The organism is Chryseobacterium oryctis (genome assembly GCF_025971925.1).
Classification (GTDB): domain Bacteria; phylum Bacteroidota; class Bacteroidia; order Flavobacteriales; family Weeksellaceae; genus Chryseobacterium; species Chryseobacterium oryctis.
The window spans coordinates 45019-59584 of sequence record NZ_JAPDHV010000001.1; the positions used below are offsets into that span (position 1 = coordinate 45019).

Below are 14566 nucleotides of genomic sequence, written 5' to 3' on the forward strand. Positions count from 1 at the left end.
AATAAATTGTTTTTAAATTGCAAATAAAATGTAATTAAACGTAAAATAAAATCATTTTCACTTATTTGAATGATTGAGGAAATTGAATGGAAAAATAACTGTTTCAAAAATATATTAACGTTGATCTTTTTTGTTTTTAAGATCAGCTATTTTCCATAATTCATAATTTAGTTTATACATAATTTTGAATGTCTCGCAAAATTTTTTGACTACCAAGGTAAAATCCTCATCAAATTTCGCAACTACTTTAAATTCTCCCACACTATCAGAGGTATAACTTGAATTTGTTTCTGTTTGATCGAATATGTATTTACGCATAATTCTATAAACCATACTTTTATTTGTTTTAAAGAGATCAGGAAACTCCCTTCTTCTTTCATCACGGACAAACTCATATTCACTATATTCAAATCCTTCAAAATCTGATAATTTTAGTAACAGTTTCCAATAGTTATCGTCCATATACCGCAAGTTCTCATTAAATCTCAAATCCGTTGACAGATATAGACCATTATAATCAAGCCCTAACTTATAATCACAGTTTGTTTTGATAGCTTTGATTATCAACTCCGGCCCACAGACATTCTGATAATAATTATCATAATCCCACCGATCTTTAAAATTTCCATAGGATAAACATTCTTCAAATATTTTAGAAAATGCATTAACACAATCTATAGTTGTTTGATACTGCTCTTCAAAATTATCAGATTTATTATCTGAGTATCGTAAATCCAAATAGTTATTGATTGAAGTAATTAATGAATTGTAATCCTTTTCTTTACTTTTCATATTTTGTTGTATGATGTTTAGATGGATAAAATAATGACTTAATATACTACTACGGTAATTTATTTTTTCCAATCATCGGGAATTAGTTTAAGCCCATCTCGCCATATTTCTGTAACAGCACCTTGAAATCTGTCGTTTTTTAAATATGCGTGGTCGGTAATTATTACCTGTAAATTTGGAGTTAACGATTCTACAACATCAAAAATAAAGTCAAACATTTTATTTACAGCAACTTCGTCTGAACTTATCTCTACTACATTATCTGTTTTTTCAGGTGGATAATATACTTGAGTAGGCTGATCAATAACTATAAAACGTGGAACAGGTCTATTGTTTTGTATAAAATGCTGATGTAAAGCAAATATAATCAGTAAATGATAGGCAACCCAATTTGCACCACTCCCAATTTGTGGAAGAGCAATAGGTTTTGTATAGGTATCTATAAACATAGTAAGCCGGCCAAGATCGAAACGGATAGGAGTATCCTCATATTCCACATCTAAACTTTCAACCCATTTACTCATTTGCAGATTGATTTTATTTAGTATAGAAAGGAGTTTTTCTTTTTCATTTTGACTATCAATTGAATTTTCCAGTTCAGAAATATTGGATTTTAGATTTTCAATTTTTGAATCAATATCTTCTACTTCATTATCTAATTCAAGGCTTTCCAAAAATAAGCTGACTCTTCCAATAATTTTCCCTCTTCTTATATTTAAATCCCGAATTGTTCTTGCTTTTTCGTTTTCAATGTATAGTGCGGTTATACTTTTTTCAACTTTTTTTAATTCAGACTCTATTGAATGGAACTGAGTGTTGACAGAATCAATATAAGATTGTATTCTTGGACTTTCTGCTTTTGTAAATTTTAAATCATCTTGTATGTTCCGTAAGGATTTACTAATATTTTCTACAGAAGGAATAGGTATATCCAATACGTTATCACATAACGGACATTTTGTATAGTCTGCATTTATATTATCATAAAGCCCAATTGACTCAAGTCTTATTTCTTGCTGCTTTGCTTCAGTTGAGTATCCAAAAGAGTTCTTTAGGTAATCTGTAGCCGCTTTTTGGTTATCAGAAATTTTCCCTAATTCTATTTTTAGCTCATTTCTTTTATCTATAAGTTCTTTTAAAGCAGAATTTTCAGCTTTGACTTCCAAAGGCTGATATTCCCAATTTGATATGATTTCTAAATACTTATATGCATCATCTTCGCTATTGGGATTTATATTCTTATCTAAAATTCCGATTTCTTTTGCTTCATTGATGAGAGAATATGCCTGGCTTACTCCTTCTGATTTTATTTTTTCAGACTCTCTTTTTTCTCTATTAAGCCTATTAAGTTGTTTTTTTAATTGAGTGATTTCACTCTCTATTAGTAAAGAATCCTCATTAATTGCCCCTAAAAAATAAGGCATAGTATCTTTTATGGATTGTGGAACGAATTCTTTATTTTGATTGTAAAAGAGCTGATATGGATCAGCAACGAGATATTGAGGTTGATAGCAATAAAATCTGGAATGTTTAAAATTTGCTTTTAAAGGTTCTCTGGTTAAGGAATCCGGGATATGTAGATTTTCAGATATTCCTATCTTTCTTGTTAAAAACTCTTTTAATGTATCGATATTAATATTGGAATTTATTTCCTCCATATCTGGAATGTTGTCTCCGATATTTCGTGTTAAGCAAACTGTTGTTGCTGCCAAGATTCCTTTTATGTTAGGGTTTTCCCGAGCAATGAACACTGTTTCCCCATCCTCGAAAGACACAATAATCGAAAAATAAGAAACTGTATCACGGATAATTCCTTCAGGGATATCACATCCCGTTGAAGCAAGACAATAGTTTATTATTTCAATTAATGCTGATTTTCCCGATTTTGATTCTCCGGTAATTATATTTACTCTCCCCAAATTAAAAGGAAGAATTCTTTTTTCGCCTGTGCGACTGTAAAGTATAATTTTATTTATTTGCATAGCTTATGGCGTTATTCTAAGGAAAGAATATATGGATTTAACATCATTGGTAAAAGATAACCATTTCCCCAACATTTCCGCTTTTTTCAAAATTTGATTGTACTCATCATAATCATCATTTTGATAATATTTAACTCGATCCAAGCTGGGTTCTATTTCTCCATTTTCTAATAGTGTTAATTTTTGATGTGCCATAGAAAAGCTTATTGCCTCTTTTGTATATTTTACCATACTTTTAGCTCTGGCAGAAAAATCAAAAAATAAATCGTCATTCTGCTCCACCCAAACAAAAAAATAAGTTCTTACTGAGCGAGGGAGCCTTTCTCGCGTATTTTTATGTAATAATATTGGCAAGACGATAAATGCGAATGCAAAAGGAAATTTTGTATTTGTATGTTTATTATACTCCTTTGCTACAGCTCTAATTATTTCCCCACAAAATGCCGGGTTAAAGAGGTTTGCAACAATTGTATTTCTTTCTGCCCAAAGTATATTATTGTTCATAATTCATTTTTAAAATTTGGATGCCAGCCTATTTTTTTGGAGTCTGCCAAAATCTGGTAACTTCCCCGGGTTAAAAAGTCTTCATTAAATTTTTCCCGGATTTTTATTTGTGGGCAAGTTTTGGCAAATTGCTCAATATAAAAATTTTTACCAAGATCTTTTAACTCGTCACTACCTTTACCATCGGCCTCATCACTCATTATATCAAATATATTTTTCCAATAATCCTTTAGTCTCTTGTCGTACTCCTCTTCTTCATCAGGGTTAAGCAATTGTAATCTTAACCATTTTGATCTTTGTTCAAATGCTCTCCTGAAATCACTAATAGCTCTTTTAACAGTTCTTGAATTTATGCTTATTGAGATTAATTCCAGTTGTTTTAAAAAGTTTTTTTCTTTAAGGTTTTCTACCTCATCATCGGTTATTTCCATTTGATCCGGAAAATGATTGGGCAGATTATCAGCTTTAAAAGAGTCTCCGATATTGACGATTTTCAGTTGTAATTCCTCAGACGGAATAGATTCTATTCTCCCTACTAAATTTTCAATGGCTTTTTTGAACCACCAACCATCTAATATCTCCAAAAAAGCATCCAAATAATCTGGATAAGTAGAAAAAATAAGCTGCTTTTTTATTTTGGAATCAATTTCTGAAATATCAATAGAGTTGTCTATAATTCTTATATTTTGAACTAATTTTTTCTTGTTGTCAACACTTAATTGAGAATATGCTTCATAAGCCTTTCTGTTAGTATCATTTGTTGAGTTCAACGCAATAATATCCAATTTATCGATAATCTCTTGAGTTTCTGAATCTTTAAAATTATTGTCTTTTAACTTATATAAAATACTTGTGTCCGGAACCGCTTCTGTTGTAATTAAATTGAAAATAGTGTGGTCGACATTTACTGTTCCGTTAGATATATGTTCACTCCAAATTCTTATTGTTTTCCAAAAATCAACACTTGAATCTGTTAGGTTTGCTTTATTCTTAATATGAAGTTTCGTTTGATATAGATTTACAGAGTTTATATCTTCTATATCAACATCATCAAGATGCTCAATGCGTATTTTGGGATTTTCTAAATTTTTTGCATTTGTCAGCAACAGTAATAATGCATATTTAACTTGATAAAAGTAACCTAAAGAGGGCTCCTTTGCGGAAAAATCAGTTTGGGAAACAGCCATATCCTATTTTCATATTTATGTTATAATGTGATTGGGGATAAAAATTTTCCTAATTTACAAAAAAAATAAACTATGTAAACGCATAACTATTTAGTAATCTGATTTTTTGGATGTCATAATTTTCTAATAAAGCAAAATAGGTCTGCATTTAAAAAGCAATATTATCTCCCTTAAAAGAATTAATTATTAGAACAGGATAGACTTTTTTCTATCATTTTAAACCACAAAATGTTGTACCTATGTTGTACCCAAAATTTAAGCATAAAAAAACTCTCTTTTTCAAGAGAGTTAAATACTGATTATCAGCTTGTTATTCGTAGCGAAGACGGGAATTGAACCCGTGACCTCAGGGTCATGAAACCTTTCTTAACTTATATCCTAGTTTTTTTAGGAATATTAGCTTCAGCTCAGGAAAATTACATACAAATAAACGGAAGTACTAATGTTAATAATTTTAAATGCGTCAACAAAACCTTCAAATCTACTATAGGAACTCATATTATTGCCGAAAAACAATTACCAAGTTTAGCATTGAAAGTTGAAGATTTCGACTGCAAAAACAAAATAATGACATCTGACTTTCAAAAAACATTATTAGCAGAAAAATATCCATACCTGAATATAAAATTTCTTTCTATCGATAAAAACGACACAGTTTACAATGCTAAAATAGAAGTAAAAATGATAGACAAAAGCAAAACATACAACGTTGCATTCTGTCTGGAAAACGGAAAACTTATAGGAAAAAGAACAGTAAAATTCAGTGATTTCAACATCAAAACCCCAAAGAAAATGGGCGGGATGATTGTTGTGAAAGATGACCTCAACCTAGAATTTGCACTTTCTGCTAATTTGTAAAATTCAGGAAAAAAATATTGTTATTATTGTTTAATTATTCTTTTCAAACTAAAAACAAGATTATCAGGAAAAACTTCATCAGCTCTACCCCCTTCCAAAACAAAATGATTTTTTAGAAGAAGACTTTTTGAATTTTCATTAAACTTATTGGTAAAGGCAAAAACTTCCTGTAGATACAATATATTAAACCCATAATTTAAAACAGCTTTCAGAGCTTCAGACATAATCCCCTTTCTATGATAATCAGGTAATAATTCATAACCTACCTCTGCGGTTTTTCTATCTTGTGAAAAATTCCAAAGGCAGATTGTCCCTATTATATTAGTTTGATTTTTATGAGAAATTCCCCAGAAAACAATTTCGTTATTTTGCGTCCGTCTTTTTATATTTAAAATAAATTCAAGCGCATCGTAATTGGTTTTTGGTGAATTTCTTTTTACATATTGATTGACGATTTCATTACTTCTAATCCGTAAAATATCATCAACATGACTTTCGTTGATTTCCTTCAATACTAATCGTTCAGTTTCCAATTTCATATTTCAAATCTAATAAAACTGAACTACAAAATTTCCAATAGTTTTATTTTCTTTTTAGGCTTTTGTAGTAAAATAAAATGTAAACAAATGCATTTTCAAATGACATTCACATTTTCTCACTAAATTTGCAATGTGTATATAAATAAAGAAGATTTAAACGAATTAGAATTTCCGCAATTGCTCGCGGAAATTTCTCCTTTTGCTTATTCTCCGAAAACGAGAGAAAAAATCCTTCAACTTCGTCCTATGGAAATTGACGAGGCAGAACTTTCTTTGAAAAAAACTTCAGAATATTTATCGAGTTTTGAAAGTTCAAATGCAATTCCTTTTGATGAATATGAAGATATTGAAAGTGAATTAAAATTAATGCTGATTGAAAATTATCGCCTTGAAAACACAGCATTCATTAAAATAAAAACCTTAACAGAACAAATAGGAAAACTTCAAAAGTTCTTCCCAACCATGCCGGAAACCTTCCCGACTTTATTGGAAGATACTTCTGTTTTGGAATTCAAAAAAGAAATTATTGATAAAGTAGACAAGGTTTTCAATCGTTTTGGCGAAGTAAAAAGTGAAGCCTCCCCTATTTTAAAAGATTTGAGGGCTGAAATTCAGGTTGCGAAAAAAGCAATTCAAGAAAATTTCAACCGGGCTTTATTCAATTACGGACAAAGTGATTTCTTAGATGATATCCGTGAAACGATAATTGATGACCAAAGAGTTTTAGCCGTAAAATCAGGTTTCAAAAAGAGAGTTCCGGGAAGAGTTTTAGGACTTTCAAAAACAGGTTCTATCACCTATATTCAGCCGGATAGTGTTATTAAACATTATTTTAAACTCAAAGAAAGCGAAGAAGAAGAGAAAAAGGAAATTGATAAAATCCTGAGAAAACTAACTGCTGAATTAGCAGAATTCCAACCTCAGCTTTGGAGATATCAGAAGTACATTTTCGACCTTGATTTAACAAGAGCAAAAGCCAAATTTGCTGAATTAATAAATGGAGTTTTACCGAAAATCAACCGTCATAAAACATTAAGACTAAAAGATGCTTTTCACCCTTTACTTTTTTTAAGAAATAAAGCTGAAAACAAAACTATTTTTCCTCAAACCCTGACTTTAACAGATCACAACAGAATTATCTGTATTTCAGGTCCGAATGCAGGAGGAAAATCTATCACGCTGAAAACTGTCGGATTACTTCAATTGATGATTCAAAGCGGAATCTTAGTTCCAGTTCATCCAAAATCTGAAATGTTTTTCTTCGATAAAATCATGACAGATATTGGCGACAATCAATCCATCGAAAATCACCTTTCAACCTATTCATCAAGGTTAAAGAAAATGTCCGGAATCATTCGTGAGGCAGATTCAGAAACATTATTGCTTATTGATGAATTCGGAACGGGTTCTGACCCTGAATTGGGAGGAGCTTTAGCTGAAAGTTTTTTGGAGTTTTTCTACGATAAAAAGAGTTTTGCCATTATTACTACGCATTATACTAACATCAAATTAGTGGTTGAACAACTTCCCAATGCGCAAAATGCAGCAATGCTTTTCAATGAAGAGACGCTAGAACCAATGTATAAATTGGAAGTCGGACAAGCGGGAAGTTCATTTACTTTTGAGGTTGCGGAAAAGAATAAAATCCCAAGATTTATCATTCATTCTGCAAAGAAAAAAGTGGAGCATGACATTGTAAATCTTGACAAAACCATTGTAAAACTTCAACAGGAAAAATACGAAGTTGAAAAGCTAAAATCCGACCTTGTTGAAAGAAAAGAATCGGTTGAGGACAAGCGCGACAACCTTCAGAAACTAAATGAGCAACTTCAGCAAAAATTATTCAATTTCCAAAAATTATATGAAGAAGAACACCGAAAATTGCAATTCGGGAATAAGATTGAAGCCTTTATTGACAGTTATGTAAAAGGAAAATCCAGAAAAGATGTGGTAAGAGATTTTGTGAAAATTTTGGAGCAGGAAAAGTTCAGAAAAATTGGAGCAGATAAAGATGAAAGCAAACGTTTGCAGGTTATCAAAAGAAAAATCACTCAACAGCTGAAAAAGGAAGAAGTAATTGAAAAAATTACAGAAACCAACGAAAAACTGGAAGAAAAACGTAAAGAAGAACGCTCTCTTTGGATGAAAGTTGGGCAACGGGTTCGTATTTCAGGAAGTACAAGTGTTGGAACAATTGAAAAAATCTCCAAAAACAAAGTTATCGTGAACTACGGAACATTTAAAACGACCATTAACGCTGATGAGTTGGAAAGAATCTAAAAATGATTAAAAGCATTAAAATATTATTCATTTTCTATATAAAACTGCTTATTCCGGCAGTTTTATTTTCTTTAATCATAGCAGCAATGTCAGGATTAACACTGAAAAGTTTTGGTTTGTGTTTTCTTTTACTATTTCCTTTGCTCCATTATTTCATCTATGAATTGAGATTAAAAAATGAATATATTTTTTATGCAAACTTTGGATTTTCGAGGTTATTTCTTTGGATTTTAACCTTTTCCATCAGTCTAATTGTAAACTTCATCACAAGATTTTTATGAGCAAATTACATATTGATAGCATCACAAAATCTTACGGTTCAAAGAAAGTTTTGCAAGATATTTATTTATCATGTGAAACAGGAAAAATTACAGGCATATTGGGAAGAAATGGTGAAGGAAAGTCAACTTTAATGCAAATCATTTTCGGAACAATAAAAGCAGATTTTCAATTCATTAAAATTGACCAAAAAATTCTAAAAAATCAGTTTGACAGAAAAGGGAACATCACTTATTTACCTCAACATTCTTTTTTACCCAAAAATACTAAGATTAAAAACTTAATCGAACTGTTTTGCAACAAAGAAAATAGTAAAGAACTTTTTAACTCAGATTTGATTAAACCATTCTTAAATCAAACATCGAGAAGTCTTTCCGAAGGGGAGAAACGTTTTTTAGAAGTGTTGCTTTTGAGTTATTCTGATTCTAAATTTGTTTTATTAGATGAGCCTTTCCATAGCCTTTCTCCAAAATTGATTGAAAAAACGAAGGCAATAATTTTAGAAAAATCAAAAGAAAAAGGATTTATCATTTCAGACCATAATTATCAAGATATTTTGGACATTTCAACGGATATTTATCTTCTTTCCAACACCCATATCAGAAAAATTAAAGATTTAAAAGAATTGCAGCAATTTAACTATCTTCCGAAAAGCATTTAATTTATATATTTGAGCTATCAAAATAATTTCATGATGATTTCCGTAAACAAGGCATTTTATATCTCAGTTTTCAGTGTATTTTCTTTAGCTTTTGCAAAAGGGCAAAGTAAAGTTCCTTTTGGAGTAGTAAAAGCTGAGGAAGGCTATGCAATGGTACGTGTTCATAAAGATGATTATAGAAAAATCGTTGATAAAATCCGTATGAAAACGGGGGATGTTTTCGTTTATGTAAAACCCGCTCCTGGAGAAACAGAATGGATTTGGATTAAATACCCTGAAAAACCAGAAATCGAAAAACCTTTCATAAGATATGACAGTCTGAATAAGGAAGGAATGGTAAACAAAGGACGTGTTGCTTTTATAGACCAATTACCTCAATTTACCCCTTCAAAATCTAAAAACGGAAAATCTTTAATTTTTACAGACAACACCAATCCTAAAACACCTACCAACCAAAGAACTAAAGTTATCATTGATGTCTATCCATCATACGCTCATCTAAAAAAACAGGAAAAAGATGAAAATGGGAACATTACAAAAATCGATAAAGTAAAATCTTGGGGTGTTGGCAAAGAATTACCTGAAGGTTTAACTGAGATTAAATCTATCAGAATTCAGCAACCCGGAAGAGGTTCTGTTTTTGTGAGAGATGCTATTAAAAATATGTTCCAGCCAACCATGGATTTTGAAAACATTGGTGTTACTTCTCTTGATGCAGACCATATTTTCCTATACATGACTAATGGTTCGGGTGAAAATAGATATACAACACTTTGGAGCATCAACAAAGGAAAAGTTATCAGTCAAATTATTTACAACAATCCTCAATAGTTAATTTTTTATTCTTATTTTTGTCACCAGAAAAGCAAATAGCTTTTTTTGAAATTGGTTCTGTTTAGTTACAGATTAAAAGGGAATCGTGTGAAAATCACGAACTGTCGCGCAACTGTAAGTAACCAAAGTCTTTATCATAAATCCACTGTGCAAGGCATGGGAAGGAGATAAAAGATGTTACAAGTCAGGAGACCTACCTTTTTCTAAAACAAAAAACTTTCGCGATTTGAAGTTGGTTGACCTCATGAATATTTTCAGAAATTTTCAAGACTTTCTGCTTTTATTCTGCTGTTTTGATACTATTTCATTTCGCTTTAATTAATAATGAAATATGACTACAGAAGAAAGAATTGAAGCATCTCAAACTAAAATTTTTAAAGCGGTTTTTCCTAATACAACCAATCATTACGACACCCTTTTCGGAGGTACAGCTATGCAATTAATGGATGAAGTAGCATTCATTACCGCAACCCGATTTTCAAGAAAAAGAGTCGTAACTGTAAGTAGTGACAAAATTGATTTTAAAAAACCCATTGCTGCAGGAACTATCGTAGAACTTATCGGAAAAGTCACTTATGTAGGAAAGACAAGTATGAAAGTGAATGTAGAAATCTATACCGAGCAAATGTATTCTTATGAACGAGAAAGAGCAATTGTGGGTGATTTCACTTTTGTAGCAATTGATGAATCTAAAAAACCAATTCAAATATTATAAATCTCAAAAAGTTTCGGCGGGCCTGGCCCGCCGAAACCTCTTTTTATTTCAAAACTTTTTCAGTTTCCAAACTTTTATTCAATAACAATTCAAAAGCTTCTCCCATTTCATCAGATGCTCTACCGATAGCATTTTCGAGCATATTTCTGATTTGCTTTTCAGTAACTCCTGCTTCCGTCCAACTCTTTGCAGAAGTATGAGAGTTCAAAATAAAAGGCATGATTCTATCTATTGCACAGGCAAAAATTGCATCAGGCGTTTTTTCCTCTTCAAATTCAATCCAAAGATTAAAAAATTCTGAACGTAAAGGTTCTTCTAATATTCCAAAAATATTTTGAGCTGATATTTTTTCCCTTTCAAACTTCCCTACCATTGCCTTTTCATCAAACAAGAAGGTGTCTCCTGCTTCAATTTCAACCAAATCATGTATAGAAAGCATTCTAATTACTCTCAACAAATCGATTTCATCTCTATTTTTTGCATATGGAAAAAGTATCTGTGCTAAAATAATAATCTGCCAAGAATGTTCGGCAGTATTTTCTCTTCGTGAATCATCTGCATTATAATTTCTCCTTTGTACATTTTTCAGAGCATCAACTGCCAAAATGAAATCAATTTCCTTTTGTATCTTCATTTTACTACTTATAATATTCATTAATAGGATAATCTTTGATTCTTGTTATCCATTTATCATCTATAAATTCTTTTGTAGTCACTTTCACCCTTTCTCCACCTGTCGCATCCTCTTCTTCTTCATACACCTTCACCAATCCCTTATTCGGAATCACAGTATATTCTGTCGTAAGATGCCAGCAACAACCAGATTTTGAAAAAGTCGTCAATCTTTTACGCTCGGCATCTGTATGAAACATTCCTAAATTTTCATAAGCAAGATTGGTTAGCTCTTCACTCAAAACCAATTGTTTCTTAGTAATATTATAAACATACACATCATAAGAAGGACCAGCATAACTGCTTTGATTACCGTTTCTCACAGCGACATCTTCTGTTCCGTCAAAATTGAAATCCTCAAAAATTAACGGACTTTGCTCATTATACAATTGTATGATATTGGCAGTTGGCATTTGATTTTTATCTAAATAAAAATTCAAATCATCAGAAATCAAAGTCTGAAATTTTTTATGGGTGCGTTTATCAAAAAGTTCAATTTTTCCTTTCCCCCTACATTCTTCTTTATCACAGTTCTGAACATCAATTTTAACATTATAATTTTTTGAAGCTTCATTCAATTCAAAGTGATTTTGCCCCAACACAAAACCTCCAAAAAGAAAGAATGGTAGTAAAAACTTAGAATTCATCAGATATGTATTTTTTAAGTGAAAATATATTTAATTAAAAATTCAATTAAATAATACTACAAAAATAAGGCTTTGATTTCAAACCTATTCTATCCCAAATGATAAAAAACTGGGGTTAAAAAACTTTTCTCTTGTTAATTTTCATTTTATCAAGACAAACATAAAAAAATAATTAAACTGATTATCAATTAGTTAAATAAACAGTTATAAAATATCCACTACTTTGTATTGCATAATACCATTTTAATTACATATCTTTGTAATGTAAAATTGAAATAGGTTCAACTAGCTAGGAAGCAAAATCAATTTTACAGCGTAACTAATTAACAAAACTTATTAAAGATGAATACTGAAAATACCAAAGCGCAAATGCGAAAAGGAATTCTGGAATTCTGTATTTTAAGTCTCATCAATCATCGTGAAATGTATGTTTCCGACCTTATAGATGAACTAAAAAAAGGAAAACTGGATGTAGTAGAAGGAACACTCTACCCTCTTTTAACAAGGTTAAAAAATGGTGAATTTCTTTCTTACAGATGGGAAGAATCTACAGGAGGACCACCAAGAAAGTACTACCAAATCACAGAAAAAGGTAAGCTGTTTTTAGATGAACTTCAAAATACCTGGAATGAATTAACAAATTCAGTAAACCAAATCACTCAAAAAAATTAAAAAACAAAGCTATGAACAAGACACTCTCAATAGGACTCGCAGGTTTTTCTTTTACAATAGAAGAACACGCATACATAAAGCTAAGCGATTACCTGAATGCCTTGAGAAGCTCTCTAGACGCTTCTGAAGCAGATGAGGTAATGCATGACATAGAAATCAGAATGGTTGAAATTTTCAAAGATTCTTTAGGAAAACGTGAGGTAATCAATGATTCGGATGTAGAAAAAGTAATTGCCCAAATCGGAACTCCTGAAAAAATTGAGGAGCAGGAAGAAGCTTACTATTCTGAAAAAAATAATGCAAGAAGTAATAACTCAGGAACAGCCTATACAGATAAAAAACAACTGTTCCGTGACCCTGAAAGACAAAAAATCGCAGGTGTTTGTGCTGGTTTAGCTCATTATATCGGGATGGATATTACCGCAATGAGAGCTATCTGGTTAGGAATTTTCATCTTAGGAATTTTCACAGCAGCTGTTTCATCAACGTTAGTTTTCCTGCTTTACATCATCCTTTGGGCTGTATTACCAAAAGCAGAAACTGCAGCAGATTTCCTGAAAATGAAGGGAAAGCCTATGAACTTCGACAATCTTAAGAATGAGTCTAACAAATTGGTACAGTTCGCCAATGAATCTACTCAGAGGGTCGGAGAAATGTATAACGAAAGTAAACCATACATCAATAACGCAAGCAGCGGAGTTTGGAATGTTTTCAAATACATTATTGGTGCAATCTTCGTAATGATGGCAGTAGGAAGTATTACGGGTATTTTTGCTATCATCGGTATTTTCGGCACGGGTGAAAACTTTCCCGGAGCTTCTGAAATGAGATTTTATATGGATGAAAATGGTTTAGATAAAGTATTAATAGCTATGATGGTGGTTGGAGCTCTTATTCCGGCAATTATTTTCAGCTTATTAAGCATTAAGGTCTTTTCTCCTAAAACAAAATTGAGAAATATCGGATGGGTAATTGGTGGTTTATTCCTTTTATTAATCGGGTTAGGTACTTATTTCGGAATCAGTATGGCTAAAAAAGAAATGTTCCTTAAAGGTCATAAAGAAGATACTGAAGAAATTGCCATCAATACCAAATCAGACAGTATTTATGTTGATTTCAAACAAGTTTCTATTCCTCAAAACTTTAAAGGATATGATGATGACCTTTATTCTGATAAAGTTTCAGTTTATGAAAGAGATTGGATTCATGTAGATGTTACGAGAAAAGCAGATATCAAAACTCCATACTTAATCATTAAAAAAGAAGCTAAAGGATATAACTTGCCATTAAACGTAAATGTTCCGGTAGAAATTGTTGACAACAAAATTATTCTTCCAAACTACATAAAGTATCCTTACGAGCACAGATTCAGAAACTATAATATAGACTATGAATTGGTAGTACCTCAAAATACAGTAATAATCCCTGCAAAAAAAGACGGAATTGATTTCGATGGAGATTTAAACGGAGACGGAATCGATGATGATGAGCAGGACAGAGATGAGCAGGGAAACATCAAAATCGAAAAAGATAAAATTACTGTAAACGGTTCTTCAATAGAATACAACTCTGATGATAAAGACAGTATTATCATTAATGGTAAAAAAGTTCCAACTAATCAGGCAGACCAAGTAATTGACTCTATGAAATCAAGCATAAAGAAAATGAAAGGAAGCAATATTGACATCAAAGTTAATGAAGGAAAAAACGAAATTTCCATAAAAACTAAATAATAAACTGCAGAGAGTGGCAGAAGGTGTGAATGGAGAGCCAACCGTTTGAAATTCACACCCTTCTTCTCTCAAAATAAAGTGAAAAATAATTATTTTTTTAGTTTATATGTAAAAATAATATTATACTTTTGTATAGAAATTTAATAACCAAAATCTCAAAAATAATAATTAAGTCATGGTACAACTAGCACTAGAATTTGTAATGAAAATC

14 protein-coding genes and 1 riboswitch are annotated in these 14566 nt (G+C 31.3%); of the genes, 7 read left to right on the top strand and 7 right to left on the bottom strand.

Annotated elements, in window-relative coordinates:
• Positions 1 to 114 precede the first annotated feature (114 nt).
• The 4 genes from OH806_RS00225 to OH806_RS00240 are packed head-to-tail and all read right to left on the bottom strand — an operon-like array spanning position 115 to position 4465.
• Positions 115 to 792: a hypothetical protein gene (locus OH806_RS00225; RefSeq protein ID WP_264741679.1), complete on the bottom strand. Its 678-nt coding sequence runs from the start codon at positions 790 to 792 to the stop codon at positions 115 to 117.
• A gap of 59 nt (positions 793 to 851) precedes the next feature.
• The gene (locus OH806_RS00230) at positions 852 to 2774 is read right to left on the bottom strand and encodes a DUF3732 domain-containing protein (protein ID WP_264741680.1); all 1923 of its coding nucleotides are present in this window, start codon (positions 2772 to 2774) and stop codon (positions 852 to 854) included.
• A 3-nt stretch (positions 2775 to 2777) separates the two neighbouring features.
• On the bottom strand, positions 2778 to 3278 hold the full coding sequence (locus OH806_RS00235; protein WP_264741681.1) for a three component ABC system middle component: 501 nt from the start codon (positions 3276 to 3278) through the stop codon (positions 2778 to 2780).
• Positions 3275 to 4465, bottom strand: a complete 1191-nt coding sequence (locus OH806_RS00240; protein ID WP_264741682.1) for an ABC-three component system protein — start codon at positions 4463 to 4465, stop codon at positions 3275 to 3277. The genes OH806_RS00235 and OH806_RS00240 overlap by 4 nt, the downstream gene beginning before the upstream one ends.
• 354 nt (positions 4466 to 4819) lie before the next feature.
• Between OH806_RS00240 and OH806_RS00245 the strand changes: the two genes are divergently transcribed.
• The gene (locus OH806_RS00245; RefSeq protein WP_264741683.1) at positions 4820 to 5323 is read left to right on the top strand and encodes a YceI family protein; all 504 of its coding nucleotides are present in this window, start codon (positions 4820 to 4822) and stop codon (positions 5321 to 5323) included.
• 23 nt (positions 5324 to 5346) lie between these two features.
• Here the strand turns inward: OH806_RS00245 and OH806_RS00250 are convergent, their stop codons facing one another.
• A complete protein-coding gene (locus OH806_RS00250; RefSeq protein ID WP_264741684.1) occupies positions 5347 to 5862 on the bottom strand; it encodes a GNAT family N-acetyltransferase in 516 nt (171 codons plus the stop codon).
• Positions 5863 to 5994: 132 nt separating this feature from the next.
• Between OH806_RS00250 and OH806_RS00255 the strand changes: the two genes are divergently transcribed.
• From OH806_RS00255 to OH806_RS00270, 4 genes are all read left to right on the top strand, one after another.
• Positions 5995 to 8142, top strand: coding sequence for an endonuclease MutS2 (locus OH806_RS00255; RefSeq protein ID WP_264741685.1), 2148 nt, complete (start codon positions 5995 to 5997; stop codon positions 8140 to 8142).
• A 277-nt stretch (positions 8143 to 8419) separates the two neighbouring features.
• Positions 8420 to 9082 carry an ATP-binding cassette domain-containing protein gene (locus OH806_RS00260; RefSeq protein WP_264741686.1) on the top strand — a complete coding sequence of 221 codons (663 nt, stop codon included), beginning with the start codon at positions 8420 to 8422 and terminating at the stop codon, positions 9080 to 9082.
• A 30-nt stretch (positions 9083 to 9112) separates the two neighbouring features.
• Positions 9113 to 9913, top strand: a complete 801-nt coding sequence (locus tag OH806_RS00265; protein WP_264741687.1) for a hypothetical protein — start codon at positions 9113 to 9115, stop codon at positions 9911 to 9913.
• 38 nt (positions 9914 to 9951) lie between these two features.
• A riboswitch (cobalamin riboswitch) is annotated at positions 9952 to 10131 on the top strand.
• A 116-nt stretch (positions 10132 to 10247) separates the two neighbouring features.
• The gene (locus OH806_RS00270; RefSeq protein ID WP_264741688.1) at positions 10248 to 10631 is read left to right on the top strand and encodes an acyl-CoA thioesterase; all 384 of its coding nucleotides are present in this window, start codon (positions 10248 to 10250) and stop codon (positions 10629 to 10631) included.
• A 43-nt stretch (positions 10632 to 10674) separates the two neighbouring features.
• Here the strand turns inward: OH806_RS00270 and OH806_RS00275 are convergent, their stop codons facing one another.
• Positions 10675 to 11265, bottom strand: a complete 591-nt coding sequence (locus OH806_RS00275; protein ID WP_264741689.1) for an HD domain-containing protein — start codon at positions 11263 to 11265, stop codon at positions 10675 to 10677.
• A gap of 4 nt (positions 11266 to 11269) precedes the next feature.
• Positions 11270 to 11950: an XAC2610-related protein gene (locus OH806_RS00280; RefSeq protein WP_264741690.1), complete on the bottom strand. Its 681-nt coding sequence runs from the start codon at positions 11948 to 11950 to the stop codon at positions 11270 to 11272.
• A gap of 342 nt (positions 11951 to 12292) precedes the next feature.
• Between OH806_RS00280 and OH806_RS00285 the strand changes: the two genes are divergently transcribed.
• Together OH806_RS00285 and OH806_RS00290 are read left to right on the top strand one after the other, a co-directional pair.
• Entirely contained in the window at positions 12293 to 12622 is a 330-nt protein-coding gene (locus OH806_RS00285; RefSeq protein WP_072952756.1) for a PadR family transcriptional regulator, read from the top strand.
• A gap of 11 nt (positions 12623 to 12633) precedes the next feature.
• Positions 12634 to 14355, top strand: coding sequence for a PspC domain-containing protein (locus tag OH806_RS00290; RefSeq protein WP_264741691.1), 1722 nt, complete (start codon positions 12634 to 12636; stop codon positions 14353 to 14355).
• The last annotated feature ends 211 nt before the right edge of the window (positions 14356 to 14566 follow it).

Bases quoted from the DNA above. Each gene is read 5' to 3' on its own strand.
- OH806_RS00225 (WP_264741679.1), bottom strand. From the start codon at position 792: ATGAAAAGTAAAGAAAAGGATTACAATTCATTAATTACTTCAATCAAT.
- OH806_RS00230 (WP_264741680.1), bottom strand. From the start codon at position 2,774: ATGCAAATAAATAAAATTATACTTTACAGTCGCACAGGCGAAAAAAGA.
- OH806_RS00235 (WP_264741681.1), bottom strand. From the start codon at position 3,278: ATGAACAATAATATACTTTGGGCAGAAAGAAATACAATTGTTGCAAAC.
- OH806_RS00240 (WP_264741682.1), bottom strand. From the start codon at position 4,465: ATGGCTGTTTCCCAAACTGATTTTTCCGCAAAGGAGCCCTCTTTAGGT.
- OH806_RS00245 (WP_264741683.1), top strand. From the start codon at position 4,820: ATGAAACCTTTCTTAACTTATATCCTAGTTTTTTTAGGAATATTAGCT.
- OH806_RS00250 (WP_264741684.1), bottom strand. From the start codon at position 5,862: ATGAAATTGGAAACTGAACGATTAGTATTGAAGGAAATCAACGAAAGT.
- OH806_RS00260 (WP_264741686.1), top strand. From the start codon at position 8,420: ATGAGCAAATTACATATTGATAGCATCACAAAATCTTACGGTTCAAAG.
- OH806_RS00265 (WP_264741687.1), top strand. From the start codon at position 9,113: ATGATGATTTCCGTAAACAAGGCATTTTATATCTCAGTTTTCAGTGTA.
- OH806_RS00270 (WP_264741688.1), top strand. From the start codon at position 10,248: ATGACTACAGAAGAAAGAATTGAAGCATCTCAAACTAAAATTTTTAAA.
- OH806_RS00275 (WP_264741689.1), bottom strand. From the start codon at position 11,265: ATGAAGATACAAAAGGAAATTGATTTCATTTTGGCAGTTGATGCTCTG.
- OH806_RS00280 (WP_264741690.1), bottom strand. From the start codon at position 11,950: ATGAATTCTAAGTTTTTACTACCATTCTTTCTTTTTGGAGGTTTTGTG.
- OH806_RS00285 (WP_072952756.1), top strand. From the start codon at position 12,293: ATGAATACTGAAAATACCAAAGCGCAAATGCGAAAAGGAATTCTGGAA.
- OH806_RS00290 (WP_264741691.1), top strand. From the start codon at position 12,634: ATGAACAAGACACTCTCAATAGGACTCGCAGGTTTTTCTTTTACAATA.